Origin of the sequence: Rhizobium sp. ARZ01, assembly GCF_014851675.1 — a bacterium.
Classification (GTDB): domain Bacteria; phylum Pseudomonadota; class Alphaproteobacteria; order Rhizobiales; family Rhizobiaceae; genus Mycoplana.
Map to the genome: position 1 here is coordinate 980,048 of NZ_JACVAE010000001.1, position 21,155 is coordinate 1,001,202.

Consider the following 21,155-nt stretch of genomic DNA (forward strand, 5'->3'; position numbering starts at 1 on the left):
TGTTTCCCTGAAAACGCTAGAAGCGGGGTGACGCTTCGTCGTGATTGTGCGGACGCTGCTGCTCGCGCTGCCGCCGCATGCCGTAGGCGAGAAAGAGACCCAGGACGGCGGAACCAAGAACGACGGCGAACAATGCGAGAAAGTTTTCCATGACATGCTCCTCCCTTCATCAAGGATAGCAGGCGGAAAGCCGTTGGCAATATTCACCTTCCGAGGTGCGCGGTGTTCATCGGTTCGGATCTGTCCGAAGAAGTCGGGGGCGGGCCGGACTATCCGGGCCAATCCTGAGGGCAACAGTCCTCCTCAGTTGATCCGGTGCCCGGTGGTATCATCGAACAGGTGGGTTCCCGCCGGGTTGCCGCGCACGCAAATGTTTTCGCCGACCTTGATTTCGGCGCTCCTCGGAAACTCGACGGTGAGCATGCGGCTCTGACCGATCTCGACATAACCGTAGGTCTGGCTGCCGAGGCGCTCGACGACTGCGAGTTCGCCGCCAAACCACGCTTCCGCGGGCGAACAGCGGACGAGGTCTTCCGGCCGGATGCCCAGGGTGACGTTCCCGTTCTTTTGAGACATTTGTTCAGGCGACGGCAAGGTAAACTCCCGGCCAGCGATGGAAACGCGCAACTCGTCATTCGCAGCGGTTTTCAACTCCGCTGACAGGGTGTTCATCGTCGGGCTGCCGATAAAGCGGGCGACGAAGAGGCTGGCCGGCTTATGGTAGAGTTCGAGCGGAGCGCCGACCTGCTCGATCCGGCCCGCATTCAGCACGACGATGCGGTCAGCCAGCGTCATGGCCTCGACCTGGTCGTGCGTCACATAGATCGTCGTCGCCTTCATCCGGTTGTGCAGCTTGGCGATTTCCAGGCGCATTTCGACGCGCAAGGCTGCGTCGAGGTTGGAAAGCGGCTCGTCGAAAAGGAAAGCAGACGGTTCGCGCACGATCGCGCGGCCCATAGCGACGCGCTGGCGCTGGCCGCCGGACAGTTGCGCCGGGCGGCGCTCCAGGAACTGGGCGATCTTGAGGGTATCTGCCGCGAGCGACACGCGCTTGTTGATCGCCTCGTCAGCTGTACCGCGCATCTTCAGGCCGAAAGCCATGTTCTCGCGCACGCTCATGTGGGGATAGAGCGCGTAATCCTGGAACACCATGGCGATGTCGCGCTCGGACGGCGGCAGCGCGTTGACCACCTTTCCGCCGATGTCGAGCACGCCTCCGGAAATCTCCTCAAGGCCGGCAATCATGCGCAGGAGCGTGGACTTGCCGCAACCCGATGGTCCGACCAGGACGAGGAACTCGCCGCTTTCGATTTCAATATCGACGTCGTGGATGACCGGAAGCGAGCCGTAGGTCTTGCGGATCTTTCTCAAGGCGATTGCGGTCACTGTAATGTCCCTCCGAAGGGCGAAATCAGCCCTTGACCTCCATTATCGATATCAATATCAATAATGATACGAACGCCGGTTGGCAACTCCATGGAAGGCGCAATGTCCTATTTTTCGACAAGGCCGAATGCTCGCACTGCTCCCGCGAAGCCCGCAAAATCCGCGGCCGCCTTCAATGCGCTGAAGCGGGATATCATGCTCGGCGTTCTGCCGGCGGGTGCTGCGTTGACCGAGCTCGAACTGGCCGCTCATTTCGGCTGCAGTCAGGGAACAGTGCGCGAGGCGCTGCTCCAGCTTCAGGAAGAGGGGCTGGTCCTGCGTCAGGGGCACAAGGGCACGCAGGTTTCCGAGTGCACCGAGGATGAGGCGGTCGAAATGTTCCGCGTTCGGCGCCAGATCGAGTGCAACGGGGTTTTGCGCGTTGTGCGGGCGCCGAGCCGCACGCTGATCTCCGATCTGCGGGCACTGCTGCAGGAGATGCTGGATGCGGCGCAGCGCGACGACGAACTGGAGCTCGCGTCCGCCGACCGTGATTTCCATCGTCGGATTTTCCAGGATGCGCGGTTGCCGGCGCTGGATCCGATTCTGCACCGCTGCCTGGTTCATAACCATCGCTTCAAGATATCGAGAAGCACGGCCCCGCGTGACCTCGTGGCGACCGCCCAGCGGCACAGCACGATCATCGAGGCGATTGACAGCCGCGATCCCGTGCGCGCGAACGAAGCGCTGCGTCACCACATCGCCACCATCGTCGATCTTGGCCCCAGCGTATTTCCGGATGTTGCCCTATGACTGGGCAGGTCTCTTTCAACGCTGAGCTTTCACCCGAGATGGCGGCGTTGATGCAGCGCCTCGCTGCGGAGGGGCCGCAGCAGGACCCGACACTGCTGCCTCCGGCTGAGGGGCGGGCGCTCTCCGAAGAGGGAAACCGGCGCTGGAACCGCGATCTGCCGTCGATGGCGAGCGTCGTCGACATCCGGGTCGAGGCCGATAGGTCGCTCGGTTCGGCGCATTGCCGGGTGCGGGTTCTTGTGCCCGAGGGCCGGGCGGCAGGCGCAATCCTCTATGTGCACGGCGGCGGCTTTGCCTTTTGCAGCCCGGAGACCCACGAGCGCTGCGCCCGCGTCCTTGCGCTCGAATCCGGTCTGCCCGTTCTTCTGCCTGACTATCGGCTTGCGCCCGAAAATCCTTATCCTGCCGGGTTGAAGGATGTGGTCGCATGCCTGCGGGCGGCATTTGCTGCAACGAGGGTTGCCGGTGTCCTCGAAGGGCCGCTGTTGCTGGCTGGCGACTCGGCCGGGGCGAACCTCGCATTGGCGGCCATGCTGCATGAGCAGCAGGCCGTCGCGCCGACACCGGTTGCGGGTGCGCTGCTCTTCTACGGCAACTATGCAATGGACTTCTCGACGCCCTCCTACGAGTTCTTCGCCAACGGCCCCGGCCTGACGCGCGCGAAGATGCAGCGCTATTGGGCCTGGTATGCCGCTGATCGAGCGGACATCTCGCAAGACCCGCTCGCCTGTCCGCTCGTTGCGTACGATGCAGCGCTTGGGGCGCTGCCGCCTCTGTATCTGATGGCTGGAGGCGTCGACCCGCTGCTCAGCGACACGCTCATCCTTCAGCAGCGGCTGGAGGCGCTGGGGCGCGGGGACACCGTTACCATCGTACCCGGCGTCACGCACGGATTTCTGCAAAACACGATTGATCTTGCAGCGGCGCGGGAGGCGCTTGCCGCTGCCGGAGTCGCCGCATGGAAAATGGCTCGCGCCTGAGCGTGGCCGCACAATTTCTAGGAGGAGAAAATGGCAATGTTGAAATCGCTTACCATTGGCGCCGCGCTGGCCGCGACGCTGTTCGCATCGACTGCTTCTGCCGAAACGGTCCGCTTCTGGTACCACTTCGACAATCCGGAAAACCCGATGGCTGACCTGGTGGCGAAGTTCGAAGCCGCCAATCCGGGCATCACGATCGAAGCGGAAAACGTGCCGTGGAACAGCTATTACGACACGCTCTACACCTCGCTCGTTGGCGGCAACGCGCCGGATGCGGCAATGGTGAAGCTCTTTGCCCAGCCGCGCCTGGTGGAGATGGGGGCCCTTGAGCCGCTCGGCGACAAGATTGACGCCTGGGCCGGAAAGGCCGACCTGCTCGACAATCTGCTGGAATTGAACAAGGGTCCGGAGGGCCAGCAGTACTACCTGCCGATCCAGTACGTCGTTCTGTATCTCTACTACCGCGCCGATCTCTTCGAGCAGGCCGGCCTGCAGCCGCCGAAGACCTGCGAGGAATTCCGCGACGCGGCGATCAAGCTGACCAAGGCGCCGACGACCTACGGCTTCGGCCTGCGCGGCGGCAAGGGCGGCTGGGACCAGTGGGGCGCCTTCGTCCTCTCTCAGGGGGCAGAGCTGAAGCCGGGCGGGCTGACCAACGAAAAGGCGGTCGCCGCCAACCAACGGCTGATCGACCTGTTCCAGAAGGACAAGGTCATCCCGCCGTCCGCGCCGAACGACGGTTTCCAGGAAATCACCGGCGCCTTCAAGGCCGGCACGACGGCCATGACGATCCATCATATCGGCTCGTCCAACGACATGGTCAAGGCGCTGGGTGACAAGGTCTCGGCCGTGCCGGTGCCGGAATGCAGCGGCAATCGCTGGACGTCCTACGGCGACGAGTCGCTGGCGATTTTCTCTTCCTCCGAAGTGAAGGACGCTGCCTGGAAGTGGGTCTCGTTCCTGGCCGAAGGCGAGAACAACGTGGCCTTCAACAAGGCGACCGGCCAGATGACCGTAACGAAGAGCGGCTCGGCCGACTGGAAGCTGCATGAGCGCCGCTTCGTGGATGCGACCGTCGACTCGCTGCCCTTCGCCCATGTCCTGCCGCAGAGCCCGGCGACGTCGGAGTTCGTCAACACCGCCTGGCAGACGGCCATGCAGCAGGCACTGACGGGACAGATCACCTCGCAGCAGATGATGGAACAGCTGGAAGTGCTCTTCGCCCAATAAAGCGCATCCTCCCATGCATCTCCCACCCGCAGCGTCAGGGCGGGTGGGGGGATCGATGCCAGCCCACAAGGCAAGGAAATGAATTCCGATGACAGTGATCACCTCGTCTCCGACCACCGACATTGCAATACCGACGCCATGGAGCACGCGGCTAATGCCCTACATGCTTCTCGCGCCGGCGGTGCTGGTGACGGTGTTCATCGTCTTCATGCCGATGGTGCAGGCGGTCGTCACCAGCTTTTACGATCTTGTGCTCTGGAAGCCGAACGCAAGCCGCTTCGTCGGCTTCGGCAACTACGTGAAGCTCTTCGCCGATCCCGTCTTCTGGACCGCGCTGTGGAACACCGTGATCTGGATCGGCCTGACGGTGCCGTTGCAGATGGGGCTCGGCCTGCTGACGGCGCTCTTGCTCAATCGAGAGTTCCCCTGGCGCGGCTTTGCGCGCGCCCTGATCATCATTCCCTGGGCGCTGCCGAGCGTCGTGATCGCGCTGATGTGGCGCTGGATCTACGATCCGAACACCGGTGTGTTCAACGACATCCTCATCTATCTCTCGATCGTGCAGAGCGCCGTCCCGTGGCTCGCCGATCCGAACCTTGCCCTCTATGCCATTATCGGCACGCTGACATGGCAAGGCTTCCCATTCTTCGCGGTGATGATCCTTGCCGGCCTGCAGGGCATTCCGAAGAGCCAATATGAGGCCGCATCGATCGACGGCGCCAGCGCCTGGCGGCAGTTCCTGCATATCACGCTGCCGGGCATTGCGCCGGTGCTGGCGACGGCGGGACTGCTGCGCGTGATCTGGGTCGCCAACTCGATGGACGTGATTTTTGTCATGACCGGCGGTGGCCCGGGCTACGCGACCCATACGCTGCCGCTCTACGCCTTCGTCCGGGCCCGGCAGAACCTCGATTTCGGCTATGGCACCGCGATCGCCGTCACATTCACCATCCTGCTCGGCGCGATCGTCGCCGTCTATCTGGCCCGCACCATGCGCGAGGTTGAGCGATGAACAATCAAAGCACCGCACGCCGCATCCTGACCACCGACCTGCCGGTCCTGTTCATCGTTATCTTCGCCATGGCCCCGTTCGCCTGGATGGTGCTGACATCGCTGACGCCGACGGCAACGCTGAACGCTACCGGCGTGTCCGTCTCGCCGGCTGGCTGGAGCCTCGATAACTACGAGCGCCTGCTGCGCCAGACCTCGTTCCTCGGCAACATGATGGACAGCCTCATCATCGCCGGCGGTACGGTCATCCTCGGGCTGGCAGTTGCGGTCACTGCGGCCTATGCCTTCTCGCGCTTCCGGTTTTCCGGGCGCAAGCTGCTGATGCTGCAGTTCTTGCTGATCAACATGTTCCCGGTGGTGCTGTTGATCCTTCCGCTGTTCGTGCTGATGAAAAACGTCGGCATACTGGACACGCATTTCGGCCTGATCCTCGCCAATGCCACGGTCGCCATCCCCTTCGCCGTCTGGATGCTGACGAGCTATGTCGGCGCGATCCCGAAGAGCCTCGACGAGGCGGCGATGATCGACGGTTGCTCGCGGCTGACGGCACTGCGCCGTGTCGTGCTGCCGCTGACGATGCCTGGCATCATCTCCACCGGCATCTACATCTTCATTACCGCCTGGAACGAATATCTCTATGCGCTGACGCTTGGCGGGCGGAACGTGCGGCCCGTCACCGTCGCGATCCAGACGCTGATCGGCGAGTACCAGATCGAGTGGGGCCTGCTCGCCGCCGGCGCGGTCGTCGGCGCCATGCCCGCTACCATCCTGTTCCTACTCGTCCAGCGCCGCCTGATTGGCGGGCTCACGCAGGGCGCGGTGAAGGGCTGACCATTCGCTAACTGCTTATTTTCGCAGTTCCGGATGCAAAACCGCTACGCACTTTTGCTGGCACTGCTCTAGAAAGAGGACTGACCCATGAACCCCGTCGGGTTGATATCCATGCAGTACGCGCGGCCCTTCACGGCCGAGCACTTCCCGCTGTTTTCCGAGATGCGGCGGCTCGGCTACGATTTCGTTGAACTGCTCGTGCCGGAGCCGGGCGAACTCGACCTCGCGGACACGAAGAAGGCGCTCGACGAGGCCGGCCTGTCGGTCGTGCTTGCCGCCCGCGTCAACCTGCAGCGCAACCTTTCCTCCCACGACCCGGTCGCCCATCGCGCCGGTATCGACTATCTGAAGTACGCTGCCGATTGCGCGGCGGCACTGGGCTGCAGGATCGTCGGTGGCCCATTGACCGGCAATCCGCTGGTCTTCGCCGGCCGGCCGCCGCAGCCGGTCACGGAAGAGGAGCGGCTGGCCCGCAAGGCGCGCTGCGTTGCCGGCCTCAAGGAAGCCGGTGACTACGCGCAAAAGCTCGGGGTGATGCTGGCGGTCGAACCGCTGAACCGCTTCGAGAGCGACGTGCTGTGCACCACGCAGCAGGCGGTCGAACTGCTCGATGCCGTCGATCACCCGGCGGTCCAGCTTATGCTCGACACGTTCCACATGCACATGGAAGAAGCCTCAATTGCGGAAGCGATCCGCCTCGGCGGCAAGCGCGTCGTGCATTTTCAGGCGAACGAGAACCACCGCGGTTTTCCGGGAACTGGTGCCACCGACTGGGTCGATGTTTTCCGCGCGCTGCATGATATCGGCTACGAGGGTCCGGTCTCACTCGAACCCTTCCGCCGCAACGACGACCGCTTCGGCGTTCCCTTCGCCCAATGGCGCCCGCCGCACGAAGACGAGTCCGAGCGGCTCGCGGCTTCCGCCGAATTCATCAAGTCCCACATCCTGCTGACGGAATATCGCCGATGACACTGAAAATTGGTTGGATCGGGTGCGGCGTCCACGCCACCCAGATGCTCTTGCCGCAACTCGTTCGCCACGATGTCGAACTGGTGGCGCTTTGCGACATCGACGGCAAGCGTCTTGCTTCCGCCGGCCGCCAGTTCGGCGTTTCCAAGCTGACGAGCGACGCCGAGGAGTTGATCCGCACGCCCGGCATCGGCGCCGTCGGCATGGCGGTCGGTCCGGACCAGCATCTTGCTTTCGGCAAGATGGCGCTGGAGCGCGGCCTGCCGGTGTTCATGGAGAAGCCGCCATCGGGGAGCGCTGCCGGTGCGCGCGAACTGCTCGCTGCCTCCGAAAAGGCGAAGAAGCCGCTCCTCGTCGGTTTCATGAAGCGCTACTCGGCGGGCAACAAGATCGCCGCGAACATCATCCGCTCCGGTCGGTTCGGACAGGTCCTCGGGCTGACCGGCTACTACATGACCGCGCCCGGCTACTTCGTCGGCAATGTCGACTATACCGGCTTCTTCCTGCACCACTGCGTGCATTACATGGATCTCGTTTCCTTCCTTGTGTCGCCGGTCACGAAGCTGACCGCGCGTAAGGTCGAGAAAGAGCCGGGTAAGGTGCTGTTCCATATCAATTTCGACTTTGAGTGCGGCGCGATCGGCACGATCGCCATGGGCACGATCCAGTCGCGCGGTGCGCCGGTCGAGCGCATCGAACTGATGGGCGACCACCAGCGCATCGAGGTCGACAACGTCATCGAGGTCCGCTGGAACCGCAATCCGCCCTTCAAGGTGGACGATCCGCTGGCGACCCTTTCCGATAGCGTCGATAGCCTGACCTGGAAGCCGAACTTCACGGCCGCCGCCAACGAGGATCCCAAGGGCTATTTCTCGCTGTTGGCCGACGTGATCCCGGCACTCGGCGGCGACGAAACGCCCGCACCCTCCATTCGCGACGGCGTGGTGGCGATGGAACGGCTGGAGACGTTGCGCCGCGAGCTGGCGCTTTAACGCGCTGCCGGTAATCGGCATCGATTATTCCGGCGGGGTTGTGCGTTGTCGCGCCCCATAGCAAGTTTGCGGCGTGTCCAGACGGAACCGCCGCGAAACCGATCAAAAGAGAGACAGGCAGATCATGAAGACCCCCGTGATCCAGTTCGGCACGAGCCGGTTCCTGCAGGCCCATGCCGACCTGTTCCTTTCCGAAGGGACACCGGCGATGACGATCACGGTGGTCCAGACGTCCGGCGATCCGGCGCGGGCAGGGCGGCTTGCTGCTCTTGCCGCGCCTGAAGGTTATCCTGTGCGGGTCCGCGGCCTTCAGGACGGCCGGGTGATCGATGAGGAGCGTCGCGTCACTTCGGTCAAACGCTGCCTGTCGATGGCCGGCCAGTATGACGAGGTGCTGCGCGTGTTCGTGGAGGAGGCGGACTACGTTCTCTCCAATACCGGGGATTCGGGATACGAAGCCAAGCCAGAGGATACACAGTCCGCCTTTTCACCAGCGATGAGTTTCCCCGCCAAGCTCTACCATCTGCTGACCGCGCGCCATGCTGCCGGAGCCCCCCCTTTGACCATCCTGCCGATGGAACTGATCGCCGATAACGGCAAAGTCCTGCGCGGGCTGGTTCTGGCGATCGCAAAGGCCAATGGCGCGTCGCCCGACCTGACGCGCTCCATCGCAGACGAAACCGTCTGGGCCTCCAGCCTCGTCGATCGCATTGTGTCCGCGCCGATAGAGCCAGCCGGTGCAGTGGCCGAGCCCTATGCGCTTTGGGCAATCGAGCGCACGCCGGGGCTGGTCGCGCCGACCGACCATCCGTCGATTCAGGTCGTCGATGACCTGAAGGCGATCGAGACGCTCAAGCTCCATATCCTCAATCTCGGCCACAGCGCGCTTGTCGATATGTGGATGACACGTGGTGCGCCTGCCGAAGCGATCGTGCGGGAGTTCATCGCACTGCCTGAAGTAGGGGCCGAGCTGGCGCAGATTTACCGGAACGAGGTTCTGCCCGCCTTTGGCGCGCTCGGTGGTGGCGAAGAAGCGGCCGCCTACCTTGCCGGCACCGTGGAACGCTTTGCCAATCCTTTCCTGGATCACAGGATTTCCGACATCGCCCAGAACCATGCGCAGAAAGTCGAACGGCGGATAGCGGCCTTCATCCAGCTTGCGCGCGATGCCGGCTACGAAGGTGATTTTCCGATGCTCTCAGCGGTCATCCGGCGGGCCGCTGTTCGCTGAGCGCAATCGGCAGATCGCCGTTCGAGAGCTCGCGGAACCGAGGCCGTTGAGAGGCTTTGGCGTCAGCGCTTTGTTAGGACCAAATGTGAACCGTCAGACAGTATCATAATACCTTCAGATAGCTGACGACCGCATCCGAGATCATTCCTTTATGCCGGGTCTTGGTCTCCGGTTCGGAAAGATCGCGGCGAAAAATCGTTCCGAACGTATAGCGGTTGGAAACCCGGAAGAAGCAGAAGGCGCTGATCATCATGTGGACATCGATCGGATCGGCTTCGCGACGGAATACACCCTGTTTGATACCCCGATCGAGAATGCTGGCGATCGTTTCGATGACCGAGACATTCAGGTCGCGAAGCGTGTCGGAGCGCAGCATGTGGGCGGCGTGATGAATGTTCTCGATGCTGACGAGACGGACGAAATCGGGATTGGCTTCGTCGTGGTCGAACGTCGTCGAGATCAGAGTTCTTAGCGCCTCTTCGGGCTCAAGGTCGGCGAGGTGCAGGTCCGCCTCGAGCGTGCGGATCTTCCGGTAGGAACGCTCCAGGACCGAGAGATAGAGCCCCTCCTTGCTGCCGAAGTAGTAGTATATCATTCGCTTGGAGGCGCGCGTCCGTTCGGCAATCGCGTCAACCCGCGCGCCCGCGAGCCCGTGAGTGGCGAATTCCTCAGTCGCTACGATCAGGATGTCTTCCTGCGTTGCTTGAGGATCGTTTTTCCTGCTGTTCCCAGGGCGCGCAGCCATCTCCGCACTTTCTCCCTACCGCCTTGTTTTCAAAAATCTTATCAGCGAGATTCGGACGCGCCTCGTCCTGCACGTCCGAAGTGAAGTCTTATTGGGCTTGACGTTCTCTTTCAAGTCATCCCGCTTGACATCCGAACTAGTTAGTACATTTTGACAAAACGCACGAAAGCTGGGAGGAACGGTCGCCGTGCGTGTCGACAGATGTGGCGATGTGGCGGGTTCGGGTTCAACGTGTTGCAAGCTGCAACGGGACCCGGGAGGAGCGTATGGCGAGGGCTATCGATTTCTGTTTCTTTCTGCTGAAGATCGCGATCGCGCTGCTGCTCGCCGGCATGGTGGTCCTGGTCTTCGGCAATGTCATCCTGCGCTATGCCTTCAATACGGGCATCACTTACTCTGAAGAACTGTCGCGCATCTTTTTCGTCTGGCTGACATTCCTTGGCGCAGTGGTCGCCATGCGCGAACACGGGCACCTTGGCGTGGACACGCTTTTGCGCCGCCTGCCACCTGCGGGTGCCAAGGCCGCGGCGCTTGCCGGTCAGCTTTTGATGCTTTGGGCGACTTGGTTGATGATCAGCGGCAGCTGGACACAGACGCTGATCAACCTGAACGTTTCCGCGCCCGCCACCGGCATTTCAATGGGCCTCTTCTACGGCGCAGGGCTCGCCTTCGGCATTCCGGCGTTCCTGATCATCCTGTGGGACATCTTCTCAGTCCTCACCGGGCGCATTGACGTCAGAACGGCAGAGCTCGTGCGTGAAAGCGAGGAGGAAGCCCTAGAAGACCATCCCGAGCCCGAACTCGGCAATTCCATGTTGAAGCGTTGAGGGCGGGGCGATGACGGTAACGATCTTTCTCGGCGCTCTCCTCGGCCCCATGGCACTCGGCGTGCCGATTGCCTTTGCGTTGATCATCAGCGGCGTGGCTCTGATGATGTATCTCGACCTGTTCGATGCGCAGATCGTTGCGCAGAACGTGCTCAATGGTGCCGACAGCTTCCCGCTGATGGCGGTTCCCTTCTTCATGCTCGCCGGCGAGGTGATGAACGCCGGCGGCCTGTCGCGCAGGATCGTCAATCTGGCCATGGTGATGGTTGGCCACATTCGTGGCGGCCTCGGCTTCGTCGCGATCTTCGCCGCCTGCATCATGGCGAGCCTTTCCGGTTCAGCGGTGGCCGATGCCGCTGCCCTCGGTGCGCTCCTTTTGCCGATGATGCTGAAATCGGGCCACGATCCGGCGCGAGCCGGTGGGCTGCTGGCATCCGCCTCCATCATCGCACCGATCATCCCGCCCTCCATCGGGTTCATTCTGTATGGCGTGGTCGGCGGGGTCTCGATCACCAAGCTCTTCTTGGCCGGCATCTTTCCCGGCATTCTGATCGCTGCTGCCCTTTGCGTCACCTGGCTCATCGTGGCGCGAAAGGAACAGTTCGAGCTGCCTCCACGGAGGAGCTTTGCCGAGCGCAGGAAGGCGTTCGTCGAGAGTATCTGGGCGCTGCTTCTTCCGCTCATCATTATCGTCGGGCTAAAGTTCGGCGTCTTCACGCCGACCGAAGCCGGCGTCGTGGCGGCGGTCTATTCGCTGTTCGTGTCGATGGTGATCTATCGGGAATTGCCGCCGTCGAAGCTATTCCACGTCTTCGTTTCGGCAGCGAAGGTCACGTCCGTCGTCATGTTCCTCGTCGCTTGTGCTGCCGTGTCGGCCTGGCTGATTACCGTGGCGGATGTCCCCGGCGATCTCGCCAGGATGCTCGAGCCGCTGATGGACAATCAGACGCTGCTGCTCTTTGCGATCATGGTGCTCGTGGTCGCGGTCGGCACCGCAATGGATATGACCCCGACCATCTTGATCCTGACGCCTGTGCTGATGCCGATCATCAAGCAGGCGGGCATCGATCCGGTCTATTTCGGCGTGCTCTTCATCATCAACAATTCGATCGGCCTGATCACGCCCCCTGTCGGGACGGTGCTCAACGTCATCTGCGGCGTGTCGAAGCTGAAGATGGAGGAACTGATGAAGGGTGTCATGCCCTTCCTGATCGCCGAACTCATCGTCCTATTCCTGCTCGTGCTGTTCCCGCAACTGGTCACTGTGCCTGCGGCTTGGTTCGGACACTGAGCAACAACGAGCCTCCGATGCGGAGGCACACATTCAAACCGGCTTCAGCGGGGCGCTGGGCCACACATGGGAGGAAAGCATGTTGAACAGACTGATGAAATACGCGCTCGGCGTGGCATTGCCGATCGCAATCCTCGCCGGCTCGCCGGCAGCAGCCGAAATCCGCGAGCACCAGCTAAAGTTCGCCGCCGCCAACAACAAGGGCCACCCGCAGGTCACCGGCATGGAAAAATTCGCCGAGCTTGTGAAAGAAAAGAGCGGCGGCAAGATCGAGGTCAAGCTGTTTCCGGGCGGCGTGCTCGGCGGTGACGTGCAGACCGTTTCGGCGCTGCAGGGCGGCGTCATCGAGATGACGGTGCTGAATGCCGGTATTCTGGCCAGTAACGTCAAGCAGTTCGGCGCCGTCGACCTGCCGTTCCTCTTCAACAGCGGCGAGGAAGCCGACAAGGTGATGGACGGTGCGTTCGGCACAAGCCTGATCGAGCTTCTGCCCGACACCGGCTTGGTCGGCCTTGCCTATTGGGAGCTGGGCTTCCGCAACCTCACCAACAATCGTCATCCGGTGACGAAGCTGGAAGACATCAAGGGTCTGAAGATCCGCACGATCCAATCGCCGATCCCGATCGAGTTGTTCAACGCGCTCGGCGCCAATGCCGTGCCGCTGCCTTACACAGAACTCTATACGGCGCTCGAAACCGGCACGGTCGACGGCCAGGAAAACCCGGCTGCCAACATCCTCAACGCCAAGTTCTACGAAGTGCAGAAGTACATGACGGTGACGCGCCATCAGTACAACCCGCAGATCGTGCTGATCAGTAAAAAGTTCTGGGACGGCCTGAACGACGAGGAGAAGGCGGTGTTCCAGTCGGCCGCGACCGAAGCACGCGACTATCAGCGCCAGGTCTCGCGCGAACTTGATGCAAAGGCGGTCGCCGAGATCAAGGCAACCGGCATGCAGGTCGATGAGCTGTCGCCGGAAGAAACGCAGAAGCTGCGCGACGCCGTGAAGCCGATGATCGAGAAGTTCAGCGCCGAGATCGGCGCCGACACCGTCACGGCCCTGTTCACGGAACTCGACGCAGTCCGCAAGTGACACCTCTGCCGGCCCGCACATTGCGGGCCGGCCATCTTCCCGTGAAGGCAGCCAAGATGGTCGAAACACTGCTCAAACCGACAAGGGCCGGATTGATCGGCGCCGGGATCCAGGCTTCGCTCACACCTGCGATGCACATGCGCGAAGGCGCAGCACAGGGGCTGACCTACGACTACGAACTGATTGACCTTAACGAAATCGGCGCGACGGCGGACGACCTGCCGATGCTCATTGCCGATGCCGAGGCGAGGGGATTGTGCGGGCTCAACATCACGCACCCGTGCAAGCAGGCCATCATTCCCCATCTGGATGAACTGTCCGGCGAGGCGCGCGCCCTTGGGGCCGTCAATACCGTCGTGCTGATGGACGGACGACGCCATGGCCACAACACCGACTGGTGGGGATTTGCCGAGAGCTTTCGCCGCGGCTTGCCGGATGCGGATCTGAATGCTGTCGTGCAGCTTGGGGCCGGCGGCGCAGGTGTAGCGACGGCCTATGCCATTCTTTCGCTTGGAGCACGTTCGCTTGTCGTCTTCGATAAGGAAGCGGAACGCTCCCGAGAACTTGCCGAGACCATGTCGGGGCGCTTTCCCGGCGCCGTGATCCGCGCCGGCCATGATCTCGAAGCCGCCATGGGGGGGGCATCCGGGCTCATCCACGCGACGCCGACCGGGATGGCTAAATACCCGGGCCTTCCGCTGCCGGTCGAGCTGCTTGATGCCCGTCATTGGGTCGCGGAGATCGTCTATTTCCCTTTGGAAACCGCACTGTTGAGCGCGGCCCGGCAGCGCGGCTGCCGCACGCTCGACGGCGGCGGGATGGCCGTTTTCCAGGCGGTTGGCGCGTTCCGCCTGTTTACCGGGCTCGAGCCCGATGCGGAACGGATGCTCGCCCATTTCAAGGCACTCACCGCCTGAACGACTCACGCTAGCCAAGGACCCAGGGCATGAAGACGTCGATTGCAACCGTTTCCCTGAGTGGTGACCTCCGCGACAAGCTGGCTGCGATCGCCAAGGCGGGATTCGACGGTGTCGAGATATTCGAGAACGATTTCCTGGTCTTCGACGAAAGCCCGCAACAAGTCGGCAACATGGTGCGAGACCACGGTCTGGAGATCACCTTGTTCCAACCGTTCCGTGATTTCGAGGGCATGCCGGAACCGCTCCGCAGCCGGACTTTCGACCGCGCCGAACGCAAATTCGATCTCATGCAGCAGATGGGGACCGATCTGGTGCTCGTGTGTTCGAACGTTTCCACGGCCGCCCTTGGCGGCATCGACCGGGCCGCGGCCGATTTCCATGAACTCGGCGAGCGGGCGGCAAAGCGCGGCCTTCGCGTCGGTTACGAGGCGCTCGCCTGGGGGCGCCACATCAACGACCATCGTGACGCCTGGGAGATCGTACGGCGCGCGGATCATCCAAATATCGGTCTCATACTCGACAGCTTCCACACGTTGTCGCGTAAGATCGACGTCAACTCGATCCGATCCATCCCAAAGGAAAAAATCTTCATCATCCAGCTGGCCGATGCGCCGCTGATCGACATGGATCTCCTCTATTGGAGCCGTCACTTCCGCAACATGCCGGGCGAGGGCGATTTGCCAGTCCTCGAATTCATGAAAGCGGTCGCGGAGACAGGCTATGATGGCTATCTCTCGCTGGAAATCTTCAACGATCAGTTTCGTGGCGACTCGCCAAGCGCGATCGCTGTCGATGGTTACCGTTCGCTGACTTATCTGGGCGACCAGGTGAAACGCGCGTTGCCCGACTGCCCTATGGATGTCCCGGAAATGCCCCCTAGAAGCACGGTCGAGGGGTTCGCCTTCGTCGAGTTCGCCATCGACGAGGCCGAGGCGCCGCAGCTTGTGGCATTGATCGAAACGCTCGGTTTCAGGAAGACAGCGAAACACAAGACGAAGAACGTGACCGTGTTTCGGCAGGGCGACATCAAACTCGTCTTAAATACGGAAGAGCGGGGCTTTGCCGGCTCCTCCTACCTGGTCCACGGTGCATCGGCCTACGCAATGGGTCTGATGGTCGATGACGCGAAGGCCGCTTTGGCCCGCGCGCTTGCGCTTGGCGCCGAACGTTTCCAGCAGCCGCTCGATCGTGGAGAGATCGAGATGCCGGCCGTGCGCGGGGTGGGCGGCGGCATCATCTACTTCCTCGACAACAAGAGCGAACTTTCCGATATCTGGACCGTCGAGTTCGACCTCGTCGACAACGCTGCCCTGGTTGCATCAGCAGGCCTGACGGTAGTTGATCATGTCGCCCAGACGATGAAATACGAGGAATTGCTGACGTGGCTCTTGTTCTACACGTCGATCTTCGAGGCACAGAAAACCCCGCTCGTCGACATTATCGATCCGTCAGGTGTCGTCAGAAGCCAAGCCGTGCAGAACATGGAAGGCACGCTGCGGATGACCCTGAATGGGGCAGAAAACCGAAATACCCTTGCCGGCCACTTCATCGCCGAGACCTTCGGCTCGGGTATCCAGCACATCGCCTTCAAGACCGACGACATCTTCGCAACGGCCGAAGCGCTGGCGGAGAACGGCTTCATTCCGCTGCATATCTCGCCAAATTACTACGATGATCTGGAGGCCCGCTTCGGCCTCGATCTTGACGTGTGCGACCGCCTGAAGCGGCACAACATCCTCTACGACCGCGACGATGGCGGAGAGTACTTCCAGCTCTATAGCCCAACCTACGGCGAAGGCTTCTTCTTCGAAATCGTCGAGCGCCGCGGATACAGGGGATACGGCGCCGCCAACGCCATCTTCCGCATCGCAGCCCTCAGAAAACACCTGCGCCCGGCGGGAATGCCGGTGGTGTGACTAGCGCCGAGGGAGGCCGTGGGTGCGGACGGCGCATGGGAGAGCGGCTTCATGTCGCTCGTCAGAGGTAGCTCTTTGACCCTTTCGGCACACCGTTCAGGCTCTGTTCAACTGGCGCCCGCATCATAGGGGCGTAAGTTGAAAGGGCATGAAATGAAAAAACTCTCTGTTGTTGTTTTGGCTGCGCTAACGGCTTTCTCGGGCGTTTTGCCCGCCGGCGCAGCACCGTTTAACGTCGCTCCGATGCAGCATGCGAGCCAAAGCGCTGATGTGCATGACGTTCAGTATCGCCACGATAACCGCCGCCATGACCGGCACCACTATCATCGCCCACCTCCACGCCACGGCTGGCACAACGGTCACAGGGGCTACAGAGATCATCGACATGGTTATCGTCGCCATAGTGATGGTTGGTGGTATCCGCTAGCTGCGTTCGGAGCCGGGGCTATCATTGGAGGAGCAATTGCGAGCCCTCCGAGATATGTGTCTCCTCCGCCGCGGGCGAGCTACACCTCACGTCATGTCGAATGGTGCGCATCCCGCTATCGCACCTACAGGGCATACGACAATACCTATGTTCCGCAGGTTGGCTACAGGGCTGAATGCATCTCGCCCTATTCATGATGTCACGGTCGCTGTTCGTGAACCGGCCCTAGCTTGTTCGGTCGGCGGTCACGAATTGAAGAGCGCCAGGGCATAGCGAACCCGTCGCCCAACCGCGGCGGGTTTTCGTTTGTGGACGCGCATCATGTTGGGAACAGCAAGCGAGTGGCCCACTTAGTCACGCCGCACCGTTGACCTCGACGACGTTGCGGTCCGGGTCGCAAAGATAGAGTTGCGGAAAGCCAGCCGGCCCCGAACGGGCGATGAGCAGTCGCATTGGGTCGCCCTCTGGCAGATCCTCGCGGAAGCCGGCGTCAATCAAACGCTGGACAACACGCTCGAATTCGTCAGTACGAAGCGCGAAATGCCAATCATTCCGGTCGATCGAACGGCTTGAGCGGAAGCTGCCCTCGGGGTGGACGACAAGATGCAATTGCAGGCTGCCGCATGCTAGCCACGCGCCGCGAATGGGGAAATTCGGGCGCTGGATCTCTGTAAGTCCTAGAACGTCCCGGTAGAACGACAGGGACCTCTCAAGGTCATTGGTGATGATCGACACGTGATGCAAGGCAAGCCGAGACATACGATGGGCCCTCGCAGATCTGCTCCAGCGGCCCAGAAGAGTATCAGCAACAACGATCGTGGACTACTGAGGCGTGTGTCTCAGGGCGAATCCCCCAAGTAACCAAATTGAGCTACACAACGGGATCGTTGTCGCTTCTTCTGCGATGACGCAGGACTGCAGACGCTATTCGTGCTCTGTCAGGTCAGGATCAAACGAACTGAGGAGCGTTGCGTGAAATCGCCGCCTGTGTGGGGGAAGCCGTTAGAAATCAAGCGAAAACAGTGCGCTACACGATACGACGTGAAATTCCAAGCAGCTTGGGACGGGGACACAGCATATTGTTTTCAACGGAAATTGATTGGTGCCCCCAGAGAGACTCGAACTCCCGACCCCCTGATTACAAATCAGGTGCTCTACCAACTGAGCTATAAGGGCACACCGGGAGGGAGTTAGCATATTCCGGGCGGCTGTAAAGCAAAAAATGCCGTCAGATCGACCAGTCGGTGATCGTGGGTGGGCGCGGGATGATGTCGTCGCAGCCCGCCATCGAACGCGGCAGGGTTTCGGCGAGGAAGTCGATGAGCGCGCGAACCGCCGGCAACATGCCATGGCGGGAGGTGAAGGCAGCGTGTATCGATGATTCCGGCGAGCGCCATTCCGGCAATACCGGCACGAGGACGCCGCTGCGAAAGCCGCGCTCGGCAATCCTGTCCGGCAGCAATCCCAAGCCGATCCCTTCGATCACCGCTCTCTCGAGTATGCCGAAATCGATGCAGGACAAAATGGGCGTGTGCGCGACGTCGCGAAAACCGCCGTCGGCGTTGACCAGCGTCCAGATGGCACGGGAAGGCTGCTCCTGCATGGCGATCGTCGGCAAAAGGGAAAGTTTGTCCAGTGTGACCGGTCCATGCCGGTCGATGAAAGACGGGCTGGCCGCGAGATGTTGACGGGTGTCGCCGAATTTTCGGACGACGATCGATTGGTCGCCCTCGTAGCTCGCCCGCACCCGTAGCGCGACATCAATCCGTTCCTCGATCAGGTCGATTGGCCGGTTAGTGGTCAGGATCGAAAGGCGGACACGTGGATATCGCTTCAGGAACAGGGGAAGGATGTCGGCAAGCATCGGGGCAAAGCCGAGCGGCATTGCAAGGCGAACCGGGCCGGCCGGCTCCGATATTGCTGCGGCGACGATCGATTCTGCTTCCTCGACACCGGCTAGGATGGTCTCGCAACGTTCGTAGAAGGTCTCACCGATATCGGTCACACGCAGCTTGCGGGTCGAGCGCTCGAGCAGCCGCACACCAAGTTGTTCCTCCAGGTGTGCGACGCGCTTGCTGATCTTCGATTTCGGAACGCCGAGTGCGTTGGCGGCCGCTGTGAAGCCCTTGTGCTTCACCACTGCTGCGAACAGCGCGAGATCGTTGAGGTCCTGCATGGTTATCCCTGCTGACAGTGTTTTCTTCATTATTGTTTCCCAGAAGAAACAGTCAATCGGTTTTCGGCCAGCTAATCGGGCGATTGTTTTCGCCGCATATGAATTGCACCAGAAGCAACACAAAGGTGCATCCCATGAACGTCCTTCAGATCGACTCCGGCATTCTCGGAGAAAACTCAGTGTCCCGTCGCTTGACCGCAGCAATCGCCGCGCAGGTTAAAGTCGACAATCCGGCGGCAAAGGTTGCGTATCGCGACCTTGTCGCCAACCCGTTGCCGCATCTGACGGGCGTGCACCTGATGGCGGCGAATGCGAAGCCGGAAGATGTCGACGGCCAACTGGCAGCCGATGTAGCGGTGAGCGCTGCGGTGCTTGACGAATTCCTCGCTGCCGACACGATCATCATCGGTGCGCCGATGTACAATTTCTCGCTGCCGAGCCAGCTCAAGGCCTGGATTGATCGAATCGCTGTTGCCGGAAAGACCTTCCGGTACACCGAAAACGGGCCCGAAGGGCTCGCGAAGGGCAAGAAAGTGATTGTCGCATCCACCCGTGGCGGTCTTTACAGCACTGGCCCGGCCGCGATCATGGACCACCAGGAAGCCTATCTGAAGACGGTGCTCGGCTTCTTCGGCATTTCGGACGTCGAGTTCGTTCGCGCCGAAGGTTTGAACATCAGCGCTGTTTCGAAGGCGACGGCGATCTCCGAGGCGGAGCGGACAATTTTGGGCCTCGCCGATTTGAAGCTCGCAAGCTGAGGGGCACAATCAAGCGTTGGAGCCCGCCGGTGAACGTTCCGGCGGGCCCTTTCGTTTACCAAGCCGCAGGCCTTGCGATTCGAAACGAGTCGGCTCGACAGGCGCGAAAAAGGGCATAAACTTACTGGGTGGAGAGGGCAGCGGAGATGATCGATGCGGCTCTTGGTTTGCTTGACGCCATTGTTAGTTCTGCTGGCCTTGCCGATTGATATCGCGGCGGCGGGCGGACTGGGCGGTACGCTCTGCACCTGTCGCAATCGGGATGGCAGCAGACACTCGCTCGGATCTTTCGTCTGCCTGAACGTGGACGGCCGCAGATATCTCGCCCGGTGCGAGATGGCGTTGAACGTGCCCAACTGGAAGAAGATTCAGGACAGCTGTCCGCTCGCTGTAGGGCCCAGTCTCATGCAGAGCGTTCCCGCAGCGTTGTGAACTTGGCCCTCATGAAAGCCTTGGGCCGATTGCGGATATCGATGCTCTGTCGCAACCGAGCAGCCGTTACTTTGCCAGAAATTGTCGCGCCGCGTAGAGGGCGATCGCTGCCGCATTGGAGACGTTCAGCGATTTGATCGCCCCGGGCATATCGAGACGCGCCAGCGCCTTGCAGGTGGCGCGGGTCTTCTGCCGCAATCCCTTGCCCTCGGAGCCGAGAACCAGGGCAATCTTGCTCCCAGAGAGCGTCGCCTCGAATGGCTGTGGCCCCTCCGAATCGAGCCCCACCGAATAGAAGCCGAGCGCGTGCAACTCTTCCATTGCCTCTGCCAGATTGGTGATCTGGATGTAGGGAATGAGCTCGAGCGCACCAGAAGCGGATTTGGCGAGCACGCCGGATTCGGTCGGGGAATGGCGCATGGTTGTGATGACCGCACCGGCACCGAAGGCGACGGCCGTACGCAGGATCGCGCCGACATTATGCGGGTCGGTCACCTGGTCGAGCACCAGGATCAATGGGCTCTCCTTCAGCGCGCCGAGCCGGCGAACAGGAAGGGGTCGGGTTTCCAACATCACGCCCTGATGGATCGCTTCAGGGCCGAGTATCTTGTCGATATCGGACGGCAACACGGTTTCGACCGGAAAGGGCAGGGTGGCCGGGTCGGGCAGTTCTAGGCGCTGGGCGGCGTTCTGCGTCACCGAGAGCTTGATGATGTGGCGTTCGGGATTGTCGAGCGCTGCGCGAACAGTGTGCAGGCCATAGAGGAAGACCTGATCGGGGCCGAGTGCAGGCGCCTTCCAGCCTTCCACCTGCTTGCGGCGGCGATCGTCCTTCGGTGTCGGAATTTCGCCGCGCTCGCGCCGCTGATCGCGATGCGCGCGTCGAAGTTTGGCGTAATGGGTGTCTCGGGCGCTGCGGCCGCCTGCATCATCTTTGCTCATGCCGCCTTATAGCCCCCGGCGCAAATTCCGCAAATCCAATGATCGCATCCATGTCGTCGAACCTGCTGTATTTTTTCCCAACTTTTTCCAAAACATCGTGTTGACAGGAGGAAACGAGGCGGTCATATACGCGGCGCAGATCGACGGGACGCCTTGCTTCGGCCGGAACCGCTCTTAGATCTGAAATGCTTGGTCGCTTGATCCCG

The 21,155-nt window shown here is 61.4% G+C and carries 21 protein-coding genes and 1 tRNA gene; 15 read left to right on the plus strand and 7 right to left on the minus strand.

Annotation, left to right across the window (positions count from 1 at the left end; all coding sequences use genetic code 11):
* Window positions 1-16: 16 nt before the first annotated feature.
* Entirely contained in the window at window positions 17-151 is a 135-nt protein-coding gene (locus IB238_RS24895; protein WP_281414429.1) for a hypothetical protein, read from the minus strand.
* Window positions 152-303: 152 nt separating this feature from the next.
* The gene (gene ugpC / locus IB238_RS04635; protein WP_192243996.1) at window positions 304-1,386 is read right to left on the minus strand and encodes a sn-glycerol-3-phosphate ABC transporter ATP-binding protein UgpC; all 1,083 of its coding nucleotides are present in this window, start codon (window positions 1,384-1,386) and stop codon (window positions 304-306) included.
* Between the two features lie 102 nt (window positions 1,387-1,488).
* Here ugpC and IB238_RS04640 point away from each other — a divergent pair, with 102 nt between their 5' ends.
* The 8 genes from IB238_RS04640 (at window position 1,489) to IB238_RS04675 (ending at window position 9,422) form a co-directional block, all read left to right on the plus strand.
* Window positions 1,489-2,178: a GntR family transcriptional regulator gene (locus IB238_RS04640; RefSeq protein WP_192243998.1), complete on the plus strand. Its 690-nt coding sequence runs from the start codon at window positions 1,489-1,491 to the stop codon at window positions 2,176-2,178.
* Window positions 2,175-3,158 (plus strand): alpha/beta hydrolase, encoded by a 984-nt coding sequence (locus IB238_RS04645; RefSeq protein WP_192244000.1) that lies wholly within the window; start codon window positions 2,175-2,177, stop codon window positions 3,156-3,158. The genes IB238_RS04640 and IB238_RS04645 overlap by 4 nt, the downstream gene beginning before the upstream one ends.
* Before the next feature lie 30 nt (window positions 3,159-3,188).
* The gene (locus tag IB238_RS04650) at window positions 3,189-4,388 is read left to right on the plus strand and encodes a sugar ABC transporter substrate-binding protein (RefSeq protein ID WP_192244002.1); all 1,200 of its coding nucleotides are present in this window, start codon (window positions 3,189-3,191) and stop codon (window positions 4,386-4,388) included.
* An 88-nt stretch (window positions 4,389-4,476) separates the two neighbouring features.
* Window positions 4,477-5,400: a sugar ABC transporter permease gene (locus IB238_RS04655; protein ID WP_192244004.1), complete on the plus strand. Its 924-nt coding sequence runs from the start codon at window positions 4,477-4,479 to the stop codon at window positions 5,398-5,400.
* Window positions 5,397-6,230, plus strand: coding sequence for a carbohydrate ABC transporter permease (locus tag IB238_RS04660; RefSeq protein WP_192244006.1), 834 nt, complete (start codon window positions 5,397-5,399; stop codon window positions 6,228-6,230). The genes IB238_RS04655 and IB238_RS04660 overlap by 4 nt, the downstream gene beginning before the upstream one ends.
* Window positions 6,231-6,317: 87 nt before the next feature.
* Window positions 6,318-7,199: a sugar phosphate isomerase/epimerase family protein gene (locus IB238_RS04665; RefSeq protein ID WP_192244008.1), complete on the plus strand. Its 882-nt coding sequence runs from the start codon at window positions 6,318-6,320 to the stop codon at window positions 7,197-7,199.
* The gene (locus IB238_RS04670; protein ID WP_192244010.1) at window positions 7,196-8,191 is read left to right on the plus strand and encodes a Gfo/Idh/MocA family oxidoreductase; all 996 of its coding nucleotides are present in this window, start codon (window positions 7,196-7,198) and stop codon (window positions 8,189-8,191) included. The genes IB238_RS04665 and IB238_RS04670 overlap by 4 nt, the downstream gene beginning before the upstream one ends.
* A gap of 124 nt (window positions 8,192-8,315) precedes the next feature.
* Window positions 8,316-9,422, plus strand: coding sequence for a mannitol dehydrogenase family protein (locus tag IB238_RS04675; protein ID WP_192244012.1), 1,107 nt, complete (start codon window positions 8,316-8,318; stop codon window positions 9,420-9,422).
* A 103-nt stretch (window positions 9,423-9,525) separates the two neighbouring features.
* On the opposite strand, the gene IB238_RS04680 is transcribed toward IB238_RS04675, so the two are convergent.
* Complete coding sequence (locus tag IB238_RS04680) at window positions 9,526-10,167, minus strand: TetR family transcriptional regulator (RefSeq protein ID WP_192244013.1); 642 nt, start codon at window positions 10,165-10,167, stop codon at window positions 9,526-9,528.
* A 266-nt stretch (window positions 10,168-10,433) separates the two neighbouring features.
* Here IB238_RS04680 and IB238_RS04685 point away from each other — a divergent pair, with 266 nt between their 5' ends.
* From IB238_RS04685 to IB238_RS04710, 6 genes are all read left to right on the plus strand, one after another.
* Window positions 10,434-10,994, plus strand: a complete 561-nt coding sequence (locus IB238_RS04685) for a TRAP transporter small permease (RefSeq protein WP_192244015.1) — start codon at window positions 10,434-10,436, stop codon at window positions 10,992-10,994.
* A gap of 10 nt (window positions 10,995-11,004) precedes the next feature.
* Window positions 11,005-12,285 carry a TRAP transporter large permease subunit gene (locus tag IB238_RS04690; RefSeq protein ID WP_192244017.1) on the plus strand — a complete coding sequence of 427 codons (1,281 nt, stop codon included), beginning with the start codon at window positions 11,005-11,007 and terminating at the stop codon, window positions 12,283-12,285.
* 79 nt (window positions 12,286-12,364) lie between these two features.
* Window positions 12,365-13,378 (plus strand): TRAP transporter substrate-binding protein, encoded by a 1,014-nt coding sequence (locus IB238_RS04695; protein WP_192244019.1) that lies wholly within the window; start codon window positions 12,365-12,367, stop codon window positions 13,376-13,378.
* Window positions 13,379-13,434: 56 nt separating this feature from the next.
* Window positions 13,435-14,295 carry a shikimate dehydrogenase gene (locus IB238_RS04700; protein WP_192247348.1) on the plus strand — a complete coding sequence of 287 codons (861 nt, stop codon included), beginning with the start codon at window positions 13,435-13,437 and terminating at the stop codon, window positions 14,293-14,295.
* Between the two features lie 29 nt (window positions 14,296-14,324).
* Window positions 14,325-16,214: a sugar phosphate isomerase/epimerase and 4-hydroxyphenylpyruvate domain-containing protein gene (locus tag IB238_RS04705; RefSeq protein ID WP_192244021.1), complete on the plus strand. Its 1,890-nt coding sequence runs from the start codon at window positions 14,325-14,327 to the stop codon at window positions 16,212-16,214.
* Window positions 16,215-16,367: 153 nt separating this feature from the next.
* Entirely contained in the window at window positions 16,368-16,838 is a 471-nt protein-coding gene (locus tag IB238_RS04710; protein ID WP_192247351.1) for a BA14K family protein, read from the plus strand.
* Window positions 16,839-16,995: 157 nt separating this feature from the next.
* Here the strand turns inward: IB238_RS04710 and IB238_RS04715 are convergent, their stop codons facing one another.
* The 3 genes from IB238_RS04715 to IB238_RS04725 form a co-directional block, all read right to left on the minus strand.
* Entirely contained in the window at window positions 16,996-17,400 is a 405-nt protein-coding gene (locus tag IB238_RS04715) for a VOC family protein (protein WP_192244023.1), read from the minus strand.
* Between the two features lie 341 nt (window positions 17,401-17,741).
* Window positions 17,742-17,817 (minus strand) — tRNA-Thr (locus IB238_RS04720).
* A gap of 52 nt (window positions 17,818-17,869) precedes the next feature.
* Window positions 17,870-18,847: a LysR family transcriptional regulator gene (locus IB238_RS04725; protein WP_246723475.1), complete on the minus strand. Its 978-nt coding sequence runs from the start codon at window positions 18,845-18,847 to the stop codon at window positions 17,870-17,872.
* A gap of 104 nt (window positions 18,848-18,951) precedes the next feature.
* Between IB238_RS04725 and IB238_RS04730 the strand changes: the two genes are divergently transcribed.
* A complete protein-coding gene (locus IB238_RS04730) occupies window positions 18,952-19,575 on the plus strand; it encodes an FMN-dependent NADH-azoreductase (RefSeq protein WP_192244024.1) in 624 nt (207 codons plus the stop codon).
* 498 nt (window positions 19,576-20,073) lie between these two features.
* Here the strand turns inward: IB238_RS04730 and IB238_RS04735 are convergent, their stop codons facing one another.
* Entirely contained in the window at window positions 20,074-20,949 is an 876-nt protein-coding gene (locus tag IB238_RS04735) for an RNA methyltransferase (protein ID WP_192244026.1), read from the minus strand.
* Between the last annotated feature and the right edge of the window lie 206 nt (window positions 20,950-21,155).